Source organism: Aliirhizobium sp. YIM B11859, assembly GCF_057163345.1.
Genome location: NZ_JBXHAY010000003.1, coordinates 539,167 through 557,407, shown reverse-complemented (window position 1 = coordinate 557,407; position 18,241 = coordinate 539,167). Strand labels below are relative to the sequence as shown.

Sequence of the window (18,241 nt, the reverse complement as noted above, 5' to 3'; positions counted from 1 at the left end):
ATCACGATCTCTCAACGGAATCAGTTGCTTTTTTATAGCGGATAGCGGTTCCGTACGCCAATTTCGCCAAGGGTTGTGAACAGCTTTTGACGCCGTTCCCGGCAATATTTTGTCGATAGCCGTGCATCAGGTCCGCGACCCCGACTTTTGCCGACTTCGCTTGCCCGTTTAAAGTGCTAGAGCATGCTCATGCGCTCTGTATGGTGCACCGTCCTAACAATCATCCGTCGAGTTCGCAAGGAACCCGGCAGCCGGAGACCACAATATGGCGACTGCCGATGCGCTGATCAACGCGATGACCACGATGCTGGTGACGCTCGACCCGCCTGGTCTTGCGCCGGTCTTTCTCGGGCTGACAGTCGGAATGACGGCGGCGCAGCGTCGCCAGGTGGCTCTGCGCGGTTCGGTGATCGCCTTCGGCATTCTGGCGGTGTTTGCGCTTTTCGGCGCGGGCGTGCTTGGCCTTCTCGGCATATCGATGGGTGCCTTCCGCATCGCCGGAGGGTTGCTGCTGTTCTGGATATCCTTCGAGATGGTTTTCGAGCGGCGGCAGGAGCGCAAGGAGAAAACGTCGAAAACGGCAATCACCATCGACCATCTGCGAGACCTTGCCGTCTTCCCGCTGGCGATACCGCTGATTGCCGGGCCGGGCGCGATCTCGGCCACCGTACTGCTCGCCGGCAGCTTCACTACCGCTTTCGACCGCGTCTTGCTGATCGGCATCCTGGTACTGATGATGGTTCTGCTCTATCTGACACTGCTCCTGGCGGAAAAGCTGGACCGGTTCCTGGGCGTTACCGGCCGCGCCATCCTCACACGGCTTCTTGGGGTGCTTCTGGCGGCGCTTTCCGTCCAGTTCGTCGTCGATGGCGTTCGCTCGGCATTCAATCTGTAAAAATCACAGAGCGCAGGCCGGAAAGTGCCGGCCCTCCAGGCAGCAGCGGATATGAACTCATCGCGGCATGATGGCCGGGAAAACAATCCTATGCCCCGTACGTATTTTGATGAAAGACAAATCAGCGCATCCTGCTAGAAGCGCGCGGTATGCGCTCATTCAGTCGAGCGCGGCGATCCGTGAACCGGAGGGATATCGATGCGATCTGTGCTGCGCCGGCTTGTTCCGGATACTCCGCCGGTCAGTGCGAAGGAGCGTGTGCGCGCTTCGATCGGTGCGCTTGCCGGTATTCTGCTGACCGGCTTCATCGGCAGCCTTGCGGTGGGCGCTACGCCTGCCCTGCCCGCACTCATCGCGCCGATGGGCGCTTCGGCAGTGCTGCTTTTTGCCGTGCCCGCCAGCCCGCTTGCCCAGCCCTGGTCGATCCTTGGTGGCAACACGATCTCGGCGATTGTCGGCGTTACGGTTCTGCTGTTCATCCCCGATCCGTTCATCGCGGCCGCCCTTTCCATCGGGATTGCCATCGGATTGATGATGACGTTTCGCTGCCTGCATCCGCCAAGCGGTGCCATTGCGCTCACTGCGGTGCTCGGAGGGTCGGCAATTCACGATCTCGGCTACGGCTTTGTCCTGTGGCCCGTGCTGGGAAATTCGCTGGCGTTGCTTGCTCTTGCGCTGATCTTCAACAACACGACGGGCCGCGCCTATCCGCATCGCACGAAGCCGGCGACTGTCGACCACGGCACCAGTGATGCCGCTCCGATACAGCGTATCAGTTTCCGTTCCGAGGACCTCGACGATGTCCTGAAGGAATATGATCAGGTGCTCGACATCGACCGCGACGATCTGGAAACAATCCTGCGGCGCACCGAATTGCGTTCATACCGGCGCCGGGCCGGTCACCTGACCTGCGCCGATATCATGTCGCGCGATGTGATTGCCGCCTCGCCCCATCAGTCGCTCAGCCAAGCGCTTCAACTCATGCGCAGCCATCACGTGAAGGCCCTGCCCGTAACCAACGATGCCGCAGAAATTGTCGGTATCGTCACCCAGACGGATTTTCTCGACAAGCCCCTATGGACCAGAGGTCGACCTGGTATCGGTTTTCGTCAACGGCTGCGCCTTGCCCTTCGCGGTGCCGCTGCACCGTCCGATACGGTCGAGAATATCATGACGACGCCGGTCAAGACGATCCGCCCCGAAGCGCCGTTGGTCGAGGCGATCATCATGTTTGCGGAACAGAACCTGCACTATCTGCCAGTCGTCGACGCCAGCAATCAAATGGCGGGTATTCTTTCCCAGTCGGATGTCATGGTCGCCATGCTTGCCGATGCCGACGAGAAGTGACGAATTAAGCCCGATCTGAGCTAGCGATCAGTGCGCTTGGCCTTCAGGATCCGCTTCCAGATCGTGCCGCCGAGAAATTTGTTGAAGACGATGAAATAGGCGACGATCAACACGAAGAACAACAATGCGGGGGCGCCATTCAGCGCAAAACCGTTTTCGGTGCGTCCCCCGAAAATCGACGCGACGAAAAACCCTGCTGCCCAGAAGATGGTGAAAAAATCGAGGATCGCTGCCAGCACGATCCGCCAGGTGGCGGGTTGCTTCTGGTCGCCGACAGGTTCGCTCATGGAAATTCCTCATCGTGACAATCCGCTATAGATATGAAAAAGGCGCCTCACGGCGCCTTTCGGATCAGAACGGGATGTCGTCATCGAGGTCGCGGGAGAAGTTTCCGCCCGATGTCTGGCTGCCACCACGTCCGGACTGACCGCCCGCCCTGTCGCCACCCTGATTGCCGCGCGGACGGTCGTAGTCGCCGCCGCTACCATAATCGTCACCGCCACCGCCGAAATCGCTCGAACCGCCACGGCCGCCAGAGGCACCGCCGCCCTCGCCGCGTCCATCAAGCATGGTCAGCGTCGAGTTGAAGCCCTGCAGCACGATTTCCGTCGAATAACGGTCGTTGCCGGTCTGGTCCTGCCACTTGCGGGTCTGCAACGCACCTTCGATATAGAGCTTGGCGCCCTTCTTCACATATTGTTCGACGACCTTGCAGAGGCCTTCGTTGAAAACCACGACCGTGTGCCATTCGGTCTTTTCGCGGCGCTCGCCGGAATTGCGGTCGCGCCAGCTTTCAGACGTGGCAATGCGAAGGTTGGCAATCGGGCGACCATCCTGGGTGCGGCGGATTTCCGGATCCGCTCCGACGTTGCCGACCAGGATGACCTTGTTGACGCTACCTGCCATAATCTTCTCACCTTACTGGGCCGCCTGTCCGGCAGCTGCAAAAACTGTGGGCGCACCTTAGACCATAGGCCGGGCCGGACGCGACCTCGCCGCCATTAATCCACAGGCAAAAAATCCCCAATCCGACCGACAATCGGCTTTCATTCATTTTGTTCTTTATTTGTTCTATTTTATTCCTATAGTGCTGTCAACGGAGTCGGAACGACTGGCAATCGTGGCAGTTTCGCCTCGACAGGCTGACATCAATGACTACATAAGGGCCTTCAACCCTCCCAAACGGGCCTCCAAAGGCATGACGATGAGCGAACTCAAGACCATTTCCATACGTGGTGCGCGCGAGCACAATTTGAAGGGCATCGATCTCGACCTGCCCCGCAATTCGCTGATCGTGATGACCGGCCTTTCCGGATCGGGCAAGTCGTCGCTTGCCTTCGACACGATCTATGCGGAAGGCCAGCGGCGTTATGTCGAGAGCCTGTCGGCTTATGCCCGGCAGTTCCTGGAGATGATGCAGAAGCCCGATGTAGACCAGATCGACGGCCTGTCGCCGGCGATCTCGATCGAGCAGAAAACGACGTCGCGTAATCCGCGCTCGACGGTGGGCACGGTTACCGAGATTTATGATTACATGCGCCTGCTGTTTGCGCGTGTCGGCGTTCCCTACTCGCCAGCCACCGGACTGCCGATCGAAAGCCAGACGGTCAGCCAGATGGTCGACCGGGTGCTCGCCTTCGAGGAAGGCACGCGTCTCTATATCCTCGCGCCGATGATCCGCGGCCGCAAGGGCGAGTACAAGAAGGAACTCGCAGAACTGATGAAAAAGGGCTTTCAGCGCGTCAAGGTTGATGGCCAGTTCTACGAGATCGCCGACGTGCCGGCGCTCGACAAGAAATACAAGCATGACATCGATGTGGTGGTCGACCGTCTGGTGGTGCGTTCCGATATCGGTGCGCGCCTTGCAGACAGTCTCGAGACATCGCTGAAACTTGCCGATGGCCTCGCCGTTGCCGAATTCGCCGACAAGCCGCTGCCCGCCAACGAAACGGCGGCCGGTGGCTCGGCCAACAAGTCGCTCAACGAAACCCACGAGCGGGTGCTGTTTTCGGAAAAATTCGCCTGCCCTGTCTCCGGCTTCACCATTCCGGAAATCGAGCCGCGGCTCTTTTCGTTCAACAATCCGTTCGGCGCCTGCCCGACCTGCGACGGTCTCGGCTCGCAGCAGAAGGTTGACCAGAACCTGATCATCCCCGAGCCCCAGCGCACGCTGCGCGACGGCGCGATCGCGCCCTGGGCCAAGTCCTCGTCGCCCTATTACAACCAGACGCTAGAAGGGCTTGGCAACGTGTTCGGGTTCAAGCTGTCCGATCGCTGGGACAAGCTTTCCAGCGATGCCCAAACCGCGATCCTTCAAGGCACCGAGGAAAAGATCGAGTTCAACTACGCGGATGGCGCCCGCTCCTACAAGACGGTGAAGACGTTCGAGGGCATCGTGCCCAATCTCGAACGGCGCTGGAAGGAAACCGACAGTGCATGGGCGCGCGAGGAAATAGAGCGTTACATGTCGGCCGCCCCCTGCCCCGCCTGCGCCGGTTACCGGCTGAAGCCCGAGGCGCTGGCCGTCAAGATCAACAAGCTGCATATCGGCCAGACCACCGAGATGTCGATCAAGTTGGCGCGTGACTGGTTTTCGGCCCTGCCGGAACACCTGAATGCCAAGCAGAACGAGATTGCCGTCCGGATTCTCAAGGAAATCCGCGAGCGTCTGCAGTTCCTCAACGATGTCGGGCTCGATTATCTCAGCCTGTCGCGCAATTCCGGCACCCTGTCGGGCGGCGAAAGCCAGCGTATCCGGCTCGCCTCGCAGATCGGCTCCGGTCTCACCGGGGTTCTTTATGTGCTCGACGAACCGTCGATCGGCCTGCACCAGCGCGACAATGCCCGCCTGCTGGAGACGCTCAAACACCTGCGCGACATCGGCAATACCGTGATTGTCGTCGAACATGACGAGGATGCGATCCTGACCGCCGACTATGTTGTCGACATCGGCCCGGCCGCGGGCATCCATGGCGGCACCGTCGTGGCAGAGGGTACGCCGCAACAGGTCATGGCCAACCCGAAGTCACTAACTGGTAAATACCTGTCGGGCGAGCTTGGCGTCGCCGTGCCTTCTGAGCGCCGCAAGCCGAAGAAGGGCAAGGAAATCAAGGTTTTCGGCGCGCGGGGCAACAACCTGAAGAATGTCACGGCGGCAGTGCCGCTCGGCGTGTTCACGGCCGTCACCGGCGTATCGGGTGGCGGCAAGTCGACCTTCCTGATCGAGACGCTCTACAAGTCTGCAGCGCGGCGCGTCATGGGCGCCCGCGAGATCCCGGCGGAACACGACCGGATCGACGGTTTCGAGCATATCGACAAGGTGATCGATATCGACCAGTCGCCGATCGGCCGCACGCCGCGTTCCAACCCGGCCACCTATACCGGCGCCTTCACGCCGATCCGCGACTGGTTCGCCGGCCTGCCAGAAGCCAAGGCGCGGGGTTATGCGCCCGGCCGCTTCTCGTTCAACGTCAAGGGCGGCCGTTGCGAGGCCTGTCAGGGCGACGGCGTCATCAAGATCGAGATGCACTTTCTGCCGGATGTCTATGTCACCTGCGACGTCTGCCACGGCAAGCGCTACAACCGCGAGACGCTCGACGTGCATTTCAAGGGCAAGTCGATCGCCGACGTGCTGGACATGACGGTCGAGGAAGGCGTCGAGTTCTTCTCGGCCGTGCCGGCCGTACGCGACAAGCTGCAGTCGCTGTTCGATGTCGGTCTCGGGTATATCAAGGTCGGCCAGCAGGCCAATACGCTGTCCGGCGGCGAGGCCCAGCGCGTCAAGCTCGCCAAGGAATTGTCGAAGCGCGCGACCGGACGAACGCTTTACATCCTCGACGAGCCGACCACCGGCCTGCATTTCCACGACGTCGCAAAACTTCTCGAAATGCTGCACGAACTGGTCAACCAGGGTAATTCCGTCGTTGTCATTGAGCACAATCTGGAAGTCATCAAGACGGCTGACTGGGTCATCGATATCGGTCCTGAGGGCGGCACGGGCGGCGGCGAGATCGTCGCCCAAGGCACGCCGGAGCAGATCGTCAAGGAAAAGCGGTCCTATACCGGACATTTCCTCAAGGAGCTTCTGGAACGGCGGCCGGTGAAGAAGGTGGAAGCGGCGGAATAAGGCCGCGGCTCGTTTTATTGGAGGGCAAGATGAGCATGAGTGGCACGATCCGCACCGGCATAGGCGGCTGGACCTTCGAGCCCTGGGAAGGCACGTTCTATCCCGACAAGCTCGCGAAAAAGCGGCAGCTCGAATATGCGGCCGGCAAGCTTTCCGTCATAGAGGTCAACGGCACCTATTACGGTTCGCAAAAGCCCGAGACTTTCGCCAAATGGGCTTCCGAGGTTCCGGAGGGCTTCATCTTCTCGCTGAAGGCCAGCCGGTACACCACCAACCGCAAGGTTCTGGCGGATGCGGGCGAATCCATCGACAAGTTCCTCGCTCAGGGGATCACCGAGCTCGGGCCGCATCTTGGCCCTTTGCTCTGGCAGTTCGCTCCGACGAAGAAATTCGAACCGGAGGATTTCGAAGCATTTCTCAGGCTCTTGCCGGAAAAACTGGAAGGCCTGCTGCTCCGTCATGTGGTGGAGGTCCGCCATGACAGTTTCAAGGTGCCGGAATTCGTGGCGCTGCTTGAGAAGTACAAGGTCGCTCCGGTTTGCGCCGAACATTTCGACTATCCGATGATCGCGGATGTGACGGCTGATTTCGTCTATGCCCGGCTGCAAAAAGGGTCGGACGATATCGCGACCTGTTATGCCGATGACGATATGACGTCATGGGCGAGGCGGCTCAAGACCTGGGCCGAAGGCAAGGTTGTCGATGACCTGCCGCTGCTCGATGATGGCCGCAAGGTCGAAAAGGTACCGCGTGACGTCTTTGCCTTCTTTATCCATGAAGGCAAGGTCAATGCGCCGCAGGGCGCCATCGCCATGCAGGAACTGGTCGGCGGGCGCTAAAACAAAAGCACGTCGCGATCGTTCAGATTTGCTTTCCGTGCTTTGGCGCCTTGTTCTTGCGCATGTCCTTATCCCGAAACCGGTGACCACATTCGGGAGACATGCGCTAGCTCTGTTTGGCCATAACTCTCGCCATTGCCTTGCCGGCATATCCTGCAAGGTCTTCCGCCGTCATGCCCGGGCCCGCAAGATTTGCCGCTTCTCCGTGGAGATAGACGCCGGCTGATGCGGCCTCGAAGGCGGGCATGCCCTGTGCCAGCAACGCGCCGATCATCCCTGCCAGAACGTCTCCCGAACCGGCGGTCGCCAGCCATGGCGGACCGTTGGTGTTAATAGCGGCTCGGCCATCGGGGGACGCAATCACCGTGTCCGCACCCTTGTAGACGATCGCGGCATGTGCCCGTTCGGCCGCCCTCACTGCCTTTTCAACCTTGCCCAGGCGGCTGTCTGCGGCCAGATCCGGGAAGAGGCGCGCGAACTCCCCCTCGTGCGGTGTCAGCACCAGATGTGTCTCGCCCTGCGAGAAGGCGTCAAACAGCGCTGCCGGGTCAGCCTTGAAGGAGGATATGCCATCGGCATCGAGAACGAGCGCCCGGTTGCGCAAAGCGAACGCGAACTGCCGGGCTTTCTCGCCAATTCCAAATCCGGGGCCAAGCACGAAGGCGGATAGACGCGCGTCCTCCAGCCATGCTTCCAGATCCGTCCCGACATCAACCGCCTTCAGCATCACGGCGGTCAGATGCGTGGCATTTTCATCCATGGCATCGGCGGGAGCGGCCAGGGTCACCAGCCCTGCCCCGCTTTTCAGCCCGGCAAATGCCGCAAGCCTTGCTGCCCCGGTCTTCGTCGCTTCGCCGGAAAAGACGGCCAGGTGGCCCCGCCTGTATTTATGCGTATCGGCGCCCGCCCTTGGCAGTGCCGCGCGCCAGACACCTGGCAGGTTTTCGCAAAGCTTGCCGGCGGCGGTGCTGATGATCCGCTGTGGAATGCCGATATCGATGACGCGGATGTCACCGCAAAGAGACCGGCCCGGCAAAAGCAGATGACCGGGTTTCCTCGCCATGAACGTGACGGAGCAGACGGCATGGAAGGCCGCGCCAAGCGGTGTGCCGCTTCGCCCGCAAAGGCCCGATGGCAGGTCCACGGCCAGGACGGGCAATGCCGCCTCGGTGACCACGGCAATCACCTGGATCACCTCTTCGGAGACCGTGCGGGACAGGCCCGCGCCAAAAAGCGCGTCGACAACGACATCGCCCCGGCTTGGCCGATAGTTTTCGAGCGGTTGCGTCCGCTGTCCCCATGTCTTGTAGGCCAACCCGGCATCGTCCTTGAGAGCAAGCGGATCACCAAGCACGAAAATCTCGACATTCGCGCCCGCCTCGGCCAATACCCCAGCGGCGATATAGCCGTCGCCGCCATTGTTTCCCGGTCCGCAAAACACGGCAAACCGTAGAGCGCCTGGGAAGCGGGCCAGCGCTTCGCCCGCGACGGCTGTTCCGGCCCGGATCATCAGATCGAAAGAGACAAGCCCGGACTCGACCGACAGTCGATCGGCATGCGCCATTTCTTCCGGCGTCAGCAAGGTGGGGGATGGATCAGGAAGCATGGCACAATTGAGCCCAGGGCGGACTAAAACGCAAGCCGAGACAAAACAATGATTAAGCCTATATATTGCTCATTTGCACATTTATTGATCGACGCAATACAAGCCAGACAGTTGGCTGAATTTTCGCATTTTTGTCATAAAACTAGGCACTGCGGCGTCATCTCGCATCGAATTCCTTTAACACTTGGCCCGAATGCGATGATGGAGCATGGAAACGGGGGCGAATCCGTGCAAAGTGAGAATATGCTTTTGAAGGTCCAACATTAGTTTGGCACGATATCTGCATTGGCATGGGCGAGCGGGTTTCATACCCGCGCATGGGGAGAAGCGGAGAGATAGTTTCTCATGAAGAAGATCGAAGCGATCATTAAACCCTTCAAGCTGGACGAAGTGAAGGAAGCCCTTCAGGAAGTCGGCCTGCAGGGCATTACGGTTACCGAAGCCAAGGGCTTTGGTCGCCAAAAGGGCCATACCGAACTTTATCGTGGCGCGGAATATGTCGTGGACTTCCTGCCGAAGGTAAAGGTCGAGGTGGTTCTTGCAGACGAGAATGCAGAAGCCGTCATCGAAGCCATTCGAAATGCGGCACAGACTGGACGGATTGGCGACGGCAAGATATTCGTGTCGAACGTCGAGGAGGTCATCCGTATCCGCACAGGCGAAACGGGTGTAGACGCGATCTAAGCCAGCTCGGCGTGACAATTTATATCGTCACTCAAATCGAGGAACTTGTTATGACGAGCGCAAGCGAAATCATGAAACAAATCAAGGAAAACGACGTCAAGTTCGTTGACCTTCGCTTTACCGACCCACGCGGCAAGCTGCAGCACGTGACGATGGATATTTCCGCCGTCGACGAAGACATGTTTGCAGACGGCGTGATGTTCGATGGTTCCTCGATTGCCGGCTGGAAGGCGATCAACGAGTCCGACATGGTGCTCATGCCGGATCCTGCGACCGTCCACATGGACCCGTTTTTTGCGCAGTCGACCATGGTGGTCTTCTGCGACATCCTCGATCCGATTTCGGGCGAAGCCTATAACCGCGACCCTCGCGGTACGGCCAAGAAGGCGGAAGCCTACCTGAAGGCGTCGGGTATCGGCGACACGGTGTTTGTCGGCCCGGAGCCGGAATTCTTCGTGTTCGACGACGTGAAGTACAAGGCCGACCCGTATAATACCGGTTTCAAGCTCGATTCTTCAGAGCTGCCGTCCAACGACGACACCGATTACGAAACCGGCAACCTCGGTCACCGTCCGCGCGTCAAGGGCGGCTATTTTCCGGTTCCGCCGGTCGACAGCCTGCAGGACATGCGCTCCGAAATGCTGACCGTGCTTACCGAAATGGGCGTCGTCGTCGAAAAGCATCACCACGAGGTGGCCTCCGCCCAGCACGAGCTCGGTGTCAAGTTCGATACCTTGGTGCGCAACGCCGACAAGATGCAGATCTATAAATATGTCGTGCATCAGGTCGCCAATGCCTATGGCAAGACGGCAACCTTCATGCCGAAGCCGGTTTACGGCGATAACGGCTCGGGCATGCATGTGCACCAGTCGATCTGGAAGGACGGCAAGCCGACCTTTGCCGGCGACGAATATGCAGGCCTGTCGGAAAGCTGCCTCTTCTACATCGGCGGCATCATCAAACATGCCAAGGCGATCAACGCCTTCACCAACCCAACGACGAATTCCTACAAGCGCCTCGTGCCCGGCTACGAAGCTCCGGTTCTGCTCGCCTATTCGGCGCGCAACCGTTCGGCATCCTGCCGTATTCCATTCGGCTCCAGCCCGAAGGCAAAGCGCGTCGAAGTGCGTTTCCCCGATCCGGCACAGAACCCCTATCTGGGTTTTGCCGCCATGCTGATGGCCGGCCTCGACGGTATCAAGAACAAGATCCATCCCGGAAAGGCGATGGACAAGGATCTTTATGACCTTCCGCCGAAGGAGTTGAAGAAGATCCCGACCGTCTGCGCAAGCCTTCGCGAAGCGCTCGAAAGCCTTGATCGCGACCGCAAGTTCCTGACTGCCGGCGGCGTGTTCGACGACGACCAGATCGATGCCTATATCGAACTCAAGATGACCGAAGTGATGCGCTACGAAATGACGCCTCACCCTGTCGAATTCGATATGTATTATTCGGCCTGACCGGCCGCATTCGATATTGCCATGCGGTCTTCTCCGCATTCGAAAACGGCGGGCTTTCCCGCCGTTTTTTGTTGTCAAATCCATGCCCTCGACGCAGTTCCTTTCATTTTCGGTGCGCCATGCCCTCGACTTCCATTGAAAGACCGGTCGGCCCGGTCGACTGGCTGATTTTTTCCCTCGTCCCCATCTTCTTTGCCAGCAACATCATTTTCGGCCGCGGCATTATCGGCGACGTCGCGCCCTACACGACCGCCTTCCTGCGTTGGGCAGGATCGACCCTTGTCATGCTACCGTTCATCTATATCGATCGGCGCCCCGCCATCGCCTTCGTGCGCGGCCATTTCTGGCTTTGGCTGTTGCTCGGCGGGCTCGGCATGGGGGTCTGCGGCGGGCTGGTCTACTGGTCGCTGACCTATACGAGCGCCGCCAACGGCACGCTGATCTATACCACCTCGCCGCTGTTCATTATCCTGTTCCAGTGGATGTTCGGTGGCCGAACGATCGGCGGGCGTGAGATTGCAGGCATGGCCGTCGCCTTTGCCGGGGTGATCGCGATCGTCGTGCATGGCGATCCGGCGGCGCTTCTGCATCTGAGGTTCAATATCGGCGATCTCGGCATACTCGCGGCGGCAATCTCCTTTGCCGTCTATTCGATCCTATTGAAGAACTCATCGTTACAGCAATTAAGGCCGCTGGCTCTGTTCGGCATTATCGCGCTTTCCGGTGCAATCGTTCTACTTCCGCCGACCGTTATCGAGTTTCTGAACAATGGTCCGCTGCCCGACTCCGCGTCGGACTGGTGGAAGATCGCCGGGATGATTGCATTTGCATCGCTTGCCGCTTTTTTTTGCTTCCAGCATGTGGTGCGTGTCTTCGGCCCCTCAACCGGCGGGGTGACGCTGTACCTGATGCCACCGGTGTCGATCGTCATGGCTGTGGTGTTTCTCGACGAGAGCTTCGAAGCCTATCACGCGGTCGGCATCGTTCTGGTGCTTGGTGGCGTGGTTCTTGCATCACTGAAAAAGCGCCGGAATGCATAGCGGTGCAAATAGACGAGAGCGGACTGCAGACATCCACATCTTGATGTCTGCGGCTTTCATTCCCACATGATGTTGCGAAAGGACATCGCACCATGAAACAGAAGAATGCAAAATTCATGATCGGGGAAGTCGTCCGTCACAAGGTATTCCCGTTCCGTGGCGTCATATTCGACGTCGATCCGGAATTTGCCAATACCGAGGAATGGTGGAATTCGATCCCGATGGAAATCCGGCCCAGCAGGGATCAGCCCTTCTACCACTTGCTGGCCGAAAATGACGACAGCGAATATGTCGCCTATGTTTCGGAACAGAACCTGGAGCATGACGAGAACGAAGAGCCGCTTCGCAATCCACAGGTCTACCAGATCTTCGAGCCGCGCGATGGCGGACAGTTCAGGCCCAAGGCAATCCTGGCGCATTAAGCACGCACGGATCGCTCAGACCCAAGCCCGGCATTGCCGGGCTTTTTCCTGCCAGCCGGCTCAGCCGATGATCTCACGACGCAATGTCTGCCAGCTGTCCTCGTCGGTCGCAGCCAGAAGCCCGCCTTCGACATGGTGCGGCAGATAAAGCGAGCCATCCAGCCTGCGGATATAGCCTCCAGCCTCGGTGCCGATCAATGTCCCCGCCAGGTGATCCCAGGGCATCAGCTTGTTATAGAGCGCGAACTGGACGTGACCGCTGGCATAGGTGCGGTACTCATGGGCCGCGCAGCGATAGCTGGCAAACAGCCTGACCTTGGCGAGATTGGCAAGGATACGCTCGCGCGTCTCGCCGTAGAAATAACCGGCAGACGCCATGCCCACCATGTCACCGAGCGGTTGCGGCGCAGCTACCGACAGTTTCACCACATCGCCGTCAGGCCGGCGGAGGAAGGCGCCCGCGCCCTTTTCGGCCATGACCCAATCGTCGCCCATCGGATCATAGATGATACCGGCAACCGTTTCGCCCTTGTAGACGACCGAGGCCATGACACCAAAGGCGGGAATGCCGGAGGCAAAATTGAAGGTGCCATCGATCGGATCAACAACGACGGCAAAATCCGCATCAGCCAACCGGTCGAGCAGCGACGGGTCGGCAGCAACGGATTCTTCGCCGATAAACAGCGCATCCGGCGCCAGTGCCTCGATCTCACGACGGATCAACCGCTCAGCTGCCTCGTCCGCTTCGGTCACCAGATCGGAAGGCTCGCTCTTGGAGCGAACATCATCGCCGCCGAGCCGGCGAAAACGCGGCAAGATTTCCACCTTGGCGGCATGTTTCAACAGATCGGCAAGCTTGGTGACGTCGAGCGGCAAAGTCATTTGAAATCCAATCTGCTCTTTGAAGATGGGAAGATCAGGCGTCGGCCCCTGTATCGGATCTGGCCGACAATCCGGAGAAATCGAAAAGTTTCGGGTCGAGAAGATGGGAGGGATTCACATGCGCCAATGCGCGCAGCATCGTGTCCTTGCGGCCCGGCATGCGGGTCTCGATATCGGCAAGCATCTGCTTCATCAGGTTGCGCTGGAGACCATCCTGCGAACCACAGAGATCGCAGGGGATGATCGGAAATTCCATTGCAGCGGCAAATTTCGCCAGATCGTCCTCGGCGCAATAGGCGAGCGGCCGCAGCACCATGACGTCGCCCTCGTCGTTCAAGAGCTTGGCTGGCATGCCGGCAAGGCGTCCACCATGGAAAAAATTCATGAAAAAGGTTTCGAGAATATCCTCGCGGTGATGGCCGAGCACGAGGGCCTGACAGCCTTCCTCCCGCGCCACACGGTAAAGATTGCCGCGGCGGAGCCTCGAACAGAGGGCGCAATAGGTGGCGCCCTCGGGAACCTTTTCCTTCACGATCGAATAGGTGTCGCGATATTCGATGCGATGCCTGACCCCGATCGAGGTCAGGTAATCCGGCAGGATGTGCTTGGGGAAATTCGGCTGGCCCTGATCGAGATTGCAGGCGATCAGTTCGATCGGCAAAAGCCCGCGCCACTGCAGGTCAAGCAACACGGCGAGCAGCGAATAGCTGTCCTTGCCGCCGGAAAGACCGACGAGCCAGCGCTCCTGGCCCTTCAGCATGCCGAAATCCTCGAAGGCCTGACGCACCTGACGCAGCAACCGCTTGCGCAGCTTGTTGAACGAGACGGAACTCGGCGCATCGCGAAACAATGCCGGCGCGAGACCATCGACGGCCTCGTCCAGTTCATCCGCCATGACGGCATTCATGCCCATGCGCCCAACCCTTTGCATCATCTCTGAAAATGAAAAGCGGGCAGAGCCCGCTTTTGCTTATTGCGATCAGGCGCTCAGTGCGGTGGCCACCGCCTCGATCGCCTCATCGGCCTTTGACCCATCCGGGCCACCGGCCTGGGCCATGTCCGGGCGACCGCCGCCGCCCTTTCCGCCGAGTGCGACAGAGGCAATGCGGACGAGATCGACAGCGCTGAAACGCGTCACCAGATCAGGCGTAACGGCGGCGACGGCGCTTGCCTTGCCATCCTCGGAGACGCCGATCAGGATCACGACGCCCGACCCGAGCGATGCCTTGGCCTCGTCGGCCAGGCCCTTCAGATCCTTGGCATCGATGCCCGGCAATGCGCGGCCCATGAACTTGATGCCGGCAATCTCGCGGATATCGGTCGGGGCGCCGGCCTGGCCGCCGCCCATGGCGAGACGGCGCTTGGCATCCGCCAGTTCCTTCTCAAGCTTGCGGCGTTCGTCGATCAAAGCCTCGACGCGCGAGACCAGCTCGGTCGGCTGAACCTTGAGCGCAGCGGAAAGCGTCTTTACCCGTTCGTCCTGTTCGGACAGGTAGACGCGGGCCGCATCACCAGTGACGGCCTCGAGGCGGCGCACACCCGCGCCGACGGCACTTTCGGAAAGCACCCGCACAAGGCCGATATCGCCGGTGGCGTTGACATGCGTGCCGCCGCAAAGTTCGATCGAATAGGGCTTTCCGGCCTTGGTCCCGTCAATCGCCGTGCCCATCGAAACGACGCGAACCTCATCGCCGTATTTTTCACCGAACAAGGCCATCGCCCCTTCGGCAATTGCGTCGTCGACACTCATCAGACGTGTCGTCACCTGCGAATTCTGGATGATGATGGCATTGGCCATGTCCTCGACGCGTTGCAGTTCTTCGGCCGACATCGGCTTCGGATGCGAGACGTCGAAACGCAGACGCTCCGGCGCAACCAGCGATCCCTTCTGGGCAACGTGGGTGCCGAGCACTTCGCGCATCGCCTCATGGAGGAGATGAGTTGCCGAATGATTGGAGCGCAGCCGCGAGCGACGGGCATGATCGACGGTCAGGATGACCGCATCGCCGACCTTCAGCGTCCCGTCCGTCAGCTTGGCAACATGGACGAACAGTCCCTCACCCTTCTTCTGCGTGTCGGAGACTTCAACCTTGGCATTGTCGGTCGCGATGATGCCGGTATCGCCCATCTGACCGCCGGATTCACCGTAGAACGGCGTCTGACTGACAACGATCTGGACTTCCTCGCCGGCCGCTGCACTGTCGACCGTCTTGCCGTCCTTGACGATCGCCTGGACAACGCCCTCGGCCTTTTCGGTGTCGTATCCCAGGAATTCGGTGGCACCGAACTTTTCCTTCAGCTCGAACCAGATAGTTTCGGTGGCCTTGTCGCCGGAGCCTGCCCAATGCGAACGGGCTTCGGCCTTCTGGCGCTGCATGGCATCGGTAAAGCCGGCAATATCGACACCGATCTCGCGGGCGCGGAGTGCGTCCTGGGTCAGGTCGAGCGGGAAACCGTAGGTGTCGTAGAGCTTGAAGGCGGTCTCGCCATCCAGCATGTCGCCCTTGTCGAGGTCGGTCGTCGCATCCGAAAGCAGCGAAAGGCCACGTTCCAGCGTCTTGCGGAAGCGAGTTTCTTCCAGCTTCAGCGTCTCCGAGGTCAAGGCTTCAGCGCGCACCAGTTCAGGATAGGCTCGGCCCATTTCCTGAACCAGAGTCGGCAGGAGCTTGTACATGACCGGTTCTTTGGCGCCGAGCAGCTGCGCATGGCGCATGGCGCGGCGCATGATGCGGCGAAGGACATAACCGCGACCTTCGTTCGACGGCAGAACGCCGTCGGCGATCAGGAAGGCGGACGAGCGCAGGTGATCGGCAATGACGCGGTGGCTGGCACTGCCTTCGGCCTTGACACCCATGACGTCCTCGATCGTGCCGATCAGGGTCTGGAACAGGTCGGTGTCGAAGACGCTCTGCTTGCCCTGCAGGACGCAGGCCATGCGTTCAAGGCCCATGCCGGTGTCGATGGACGGGCGCGGCAACAACGAGCGTTCGCCCGGAGCCGTCTGTTCGAACTGCATAAAAACGAGGTTCCAGAATTCGAGGAAACGGTCGCCATCCTCTTCCGGCGAGCCGGGAGGGCCACCCCAGACATTTTCGCCCTGGTCGATGAAGATTTCCGAGCAGGGACCGCACGGACCGGTATCGCCCATCTGCCAGAAATTGTCGGAGGTCGGAATGCGGATGATCTTGTCGTCGGAGAAACCGGCGATCTTCTTCCAGAGTGTCGCCGCTTCCTCGTCCTCGGAATAGACAGTGACCAGCAGCCGGTTCTTCGGCAGATCGAAACCTTCGGTGACGAGCTTCCAGGCAAGCTCGATCGCCTGCTCCTTGAAATAATCGCCGAAGGAAAAGTTTCCGAGCATCTCGAAGAAGGTCAGGTGCCGGGCAGTGTAGCCGACATTGTCGAGATCGTTGTGCTTGCCGCCGGCACGCACGCATTTCTGCGATGTCGTCGCGGTCGTATAGGGGCGTTTTTCAAGACCGGTGAAGACGTTCTTGAACTGCACCATGCCGGCATTGGTGAACATCAGCGTCGGGTCGTTGCGCGGCACCAGGGGGCTCGAATCGACGACCTGGTGGCCATTCTTCTTGAAGTAGTCGAGGAAGGTCGACCGGATGTCACTCACGCCGCTCATGCTAGGCCCTTTTCAACCGCCGATGCGGTACCAGTATTTTGAAGTCCAGAGGCTTTTATCGCCGACCTTCCCGACTGTCCAGCCGAACAAAAAACCGGCCGCACATCTTTCGATGGCGGCCGGCAAACATAGGCGGTGATGAACCCTAAGGCTTCCCGAGTGCGGCGGAACCGCCTATGCCTCAATTCCGATTACGTCTCTGCGGCCTCATCGCCGTCATTGGCATCAGGACCACCGTTTTGCAGGAAGCGGTCGGCGATCAGGCCGGCATTCTGACGCAGCGATGTCTCGATCTCGCGGGCAAGCTCGGGGTTTTCCCGCAGGAAGGTCTTGGCGTTCTCACGCCCCTGCCCGAGCCGCTGGCTGTTATAGGAGAACCATGCACCGGACTTCTCGACGATGCCGGCCTTGACGCCGAGATCGACCAGTTCGCCGGTCTTGGATACGCCTTCGCCATACATGATGTCGAATTCAACCTGCTTGAAGGGAGGCGCCATCTTGTTCTTGACGACCTTGACGCGGGTCTGGTTGCCGACCACTTCCTCGCGCTCCTTCACCTGGCCGATACGGCGGATGTCGAGGCGGACGGAGGCGTAGAATTTCAGCGCATTGCCACCTGTCGTGGTTTCCGGCGAACCGAACATCACACCGATCTTCATGCGGATCTGGTTGATGAAGATGACCATCGTATTCGACTTGGAGATCGACGCAGTCAGCTTGCGCAACGCCTGGCTCATCAGACGAGCCTGGAGGCCGGGAAGGCTGTCGCCCATCTCGCCTTCGATTTCGGCGCGTGGCGTAAGAGCCGCAACCGAATCAACGACGAGAACGTCGACGGCGCCGGAGCGAACCAGCGTGTCGGTGATTTCCAGCGCCTGTTCACCGGTATCCGGCTGCGAGATCAGCAGGTTCTGCAGATCGACGCCAAGCTTGCGGGCATAGACCGGATCAAGCGCGTGTTCAGCATCGACGAAGGCGCAGATGCCACCCTTCTTCTGGGCTTCCGCGATCGTCTGCAGCGCCAGTGTCGTCTTGCCCGAGCTTTCCGGGCCGTAAATCTCGATGATGCGGCCCTTCGGAAGGCCGCCGATGCCGAGTGCGATATCGAGGCTGAGAGAGCCGGTCGAAACCGTCTCGATCTCGACGATGCTATCGTTCGAACCGAGCTTCATGATCGATCCCTTACCGAAGGATCGTTCGATCTGTGAAAGTGCTGCTTCGAGCGCCTTGCTCTTATCCACGCCTTTATCCTCTACCAGCCGCAAACTATTCTGTGCCATTGGATCCCACCTTTAGGTTATTGCCG

General features: G+C 59.7%; 15 protein-coding genes. 8 read left to right on the top strand and 7 right to left on the bottom strand.

Features of this window, described 5'->3' with window-relative positions; all coding sequences use genetic code 11:
• Nucleotides 1–265: 265 nt before the first annotated feature.
• On the top strand, nucleotides 266–895 hold the full coding sequence (locus AC2GXZ_RS14900) for a MarC family protein (RefSeq protein ID WP_483759934.1): 630 nt from the start codon (nucleotides 266–268) through the stop codon (nucleotides 893–895).
• Between the two features lie 198 nt (nucleotides 896–1,093).
• Nucleotides 1,094–2,242 carry an HPP family protein gene (locus tag AC2GXZ_RS14895; protein WP_483759933.1) on the top strand — a complete coding sequence of 383 codons (1,149 nt, stop codon included), beginning with the start codon at nucleotides 1,094–1,096 and terminating at the stop codon, nucleotides 2,240–2,242.
• Nucleotides 2,243–2,262: 20 nt separating this feature from the next.
• Here AC2GXZ_RS14895 and AC2GXZ_RS14890 read toward each other — a convergent pair whose 3' ends face one another.
• A complete protein-coding gene (locus tag AC2GXZ_RS14890; RefSeq protein ID WP_483759932.1) occupies nucleotides 2,263–2,529 on the bottom strand; it encodes a hypothetical protein in 267 nt (88 codons plus the stop codon).
• A 64-nt stretch (nucleotides 2,530–2,593) separates the two neighbouring features.
• Nucleotides 2,594–3,148, bottom strand: coding sequence for a single-stranded DNA-binding protein (locus tag AC2GXZ_RS14885; protein WP_483759931.1), 555 nt, complete (start codon nucleotides 3,146–3,148; stop codon nucleotides 2,594–2,596).
• A gap of 298 nt (nucleotides 3,149–3,446) precedes the next feature.
• On the opposite strand from AC2GXZ_RS14885, the gene uvrA reads away from it, so the two are divergent.
• Nucleotides 3,447–6,368, top strand: a complete 2,922-nt coding sequence (uvrA, locus tag AC2GXZ_RS14880; protein ID WP_483759930.1) for an excinuclease ABC subunit UvrA — start codon at nucleotides 3,447–3,449, stop codon at nucleotides 6,366–6,368.
• Between the two features lie 29 nt (nucleotides 6,369–6,397).
• Nucleotides 6,398–7,207 carry a DUF72 domain-containing protein gene (locus AC2GXZ_RS14875; RefSeq protein ID WP_483759929.1) on the top strand — a complete coding sequence of 270 codons (810 nt, stop codon included), beginning with the start codon at nucleotides 6,398–6,400 and terminating at the stop codon, nucleotides 7,205–7,207.
• 106 nt (nucleotides 7,208–7,313) lie between these two features.
• Here the strand turns inward: AC2GXZ_RS14875 and AC2GXZ_RS14870 are convergent, their stop codons facing one another.
• Nucleotides 7,314–8,813, bottom strand: a complete 1,500-nt coding sequence (locus AC2GXZ_RS14870) for an NAD(P)H-hydrate dehydratase (protein WP_483759928.1) — start codon at nucleotides 8,811–8,813, stop codon at nucleotides 7,314–7,316.
• Nucleotides 8,814–9,158: 345 nt separating this feature from the next.
• Between AC2GXZ_RS14870 and AC2GXZ_RS14865 the strand changes: the two genes are divergently transcribed.
• The 4 genes from AC2GXZ_RS14865 to hspQ all read left to right on the top strand — a co-directional run bounded on the left by AC2GXZ_RS14865 (nucleotide 9,159) and on the right by hspQ (nucleotide 12,419).
• Nucleotides 9,159–9,497 carry a P-II family nitrogen regulator gene (locus AC2GXZ_RS14865; protein WP_003515720.1) on the top strand — a complete coding sequence of 113 codons (339 nt, stop codon included), beginning with the start codon at nucleotides 9,159–9,161 and terminating at the stop codon, nucleotides 9,495–9,497.
• 50 nt (nucleotides 9,498–9,547) lie between these two features.
• On the top strand, nucleotides 9,548–10,957 hold the full coding sequence (gene glnA / locus AC2GXZ_RS14860) for a type I glutamate--ammonia ligase (RefSeq protein WP_483759927.1): 1,410 nt from the start codon (nucleotides 9,548–9,550) through the stop codon (nucleotides 10,955–10,957).
• Nucleotides 10,958–11,076: 119 nt separating this feature from the next.
• Complete coding sequence (locus AC2GXZ_RS14855; protein WP_483759926.1) at nucleotides 11,077–11,997, top strand: DMT family transporter; 921 nt, start codon at nucleotides 11,077–11,079, stop codon at nucleotides 11,995–11,997.
• A gap of 92 nt (nucleotides 11,998–12,089) precedes the next feature.
• Entirely contained in the window at nucleotides 12,090–12,419 is a 330-nt protein-coding gene (hspQ, locus tag AC2GXZ_RS14850) for a heat shock protein HspQ (protein ID WP_483759925.1), read from the top strand.
• A gap of 60 nt (nucleotides 12,420–12,479) precedes the next feature.
• Here the strand turns inward: hspQ and AC2GXZ_RS14845 are convergent, their stop codons facing one another.
• The 4 genes from AC2GXZ_RS14845 to recA all read right to left on the bottom strand — a co-directional run bounded on the left by AC2GXZ_RS14845 (nucleotide 12,480) and on the right by recA (nucleotide 18,215).
• Nucleotides 12,480–13,301 (bottom strand): inositol monophosphatase family protein, encoded by an 822-nt coding sequence (locus AC2GXZ_RS14845; protein WP_483759924.1) that lies wholly within the window; start codon nucleotides 13,299–13,301, stop codon nucleotides 12,480–12,482.
• Nucleotides 13,302–13,335: 34 nt separating this feature from the next.
• The gene (ttcA, locus tag AC2GXZ_RS14840) at nucleotides 13,336–14,214 is read right to left on the bottom strand and encodes a tRNA 2-thiocytidine(32) synthetase TtcA (RefSeq protein ID WP_483759923.1); all 879 of its coding nucleotides are present in this window, start codon (nucleotides 14,212–14,214) and stop codon (nucleotides 13,336–13,338) included.
• 66 nt (nucleotides 14,215–14,280) lie between these two features.
• Nucleotides 14,281–16,935 carry an alanine--tRNA ligase gene (gene alaS, locus AC2GXZ_RS14835; protein WP_483759922.1) on the bottom strand — a complete coding sequence of 885 codons (2,655 nt, stop codon included), beginning with the start codon at nucleotides 16,933–16,935 and terminating at the stop codon, nucleotides 14,281–14,283.
• Nucleotides 16,936–17,126: 191 nt separating this feature from the next.
• Nucleotides 17,127–18,215 carry a recombinase RecA gene (recA, locus tag AC2GXZ_RS14830; protein WP_483759921.1) on the bottom strand — a complete coding sequence of 363 codons (1,089 nt, stop codon included), beginning with the start codon at nucleotides 18,213–18,215 and terminating at the stop codon, nucleotides 17,127–17,129.
• Between the last annotated feature and the right edge of the window lie 26 nt (nucleotides 18,216–18,241).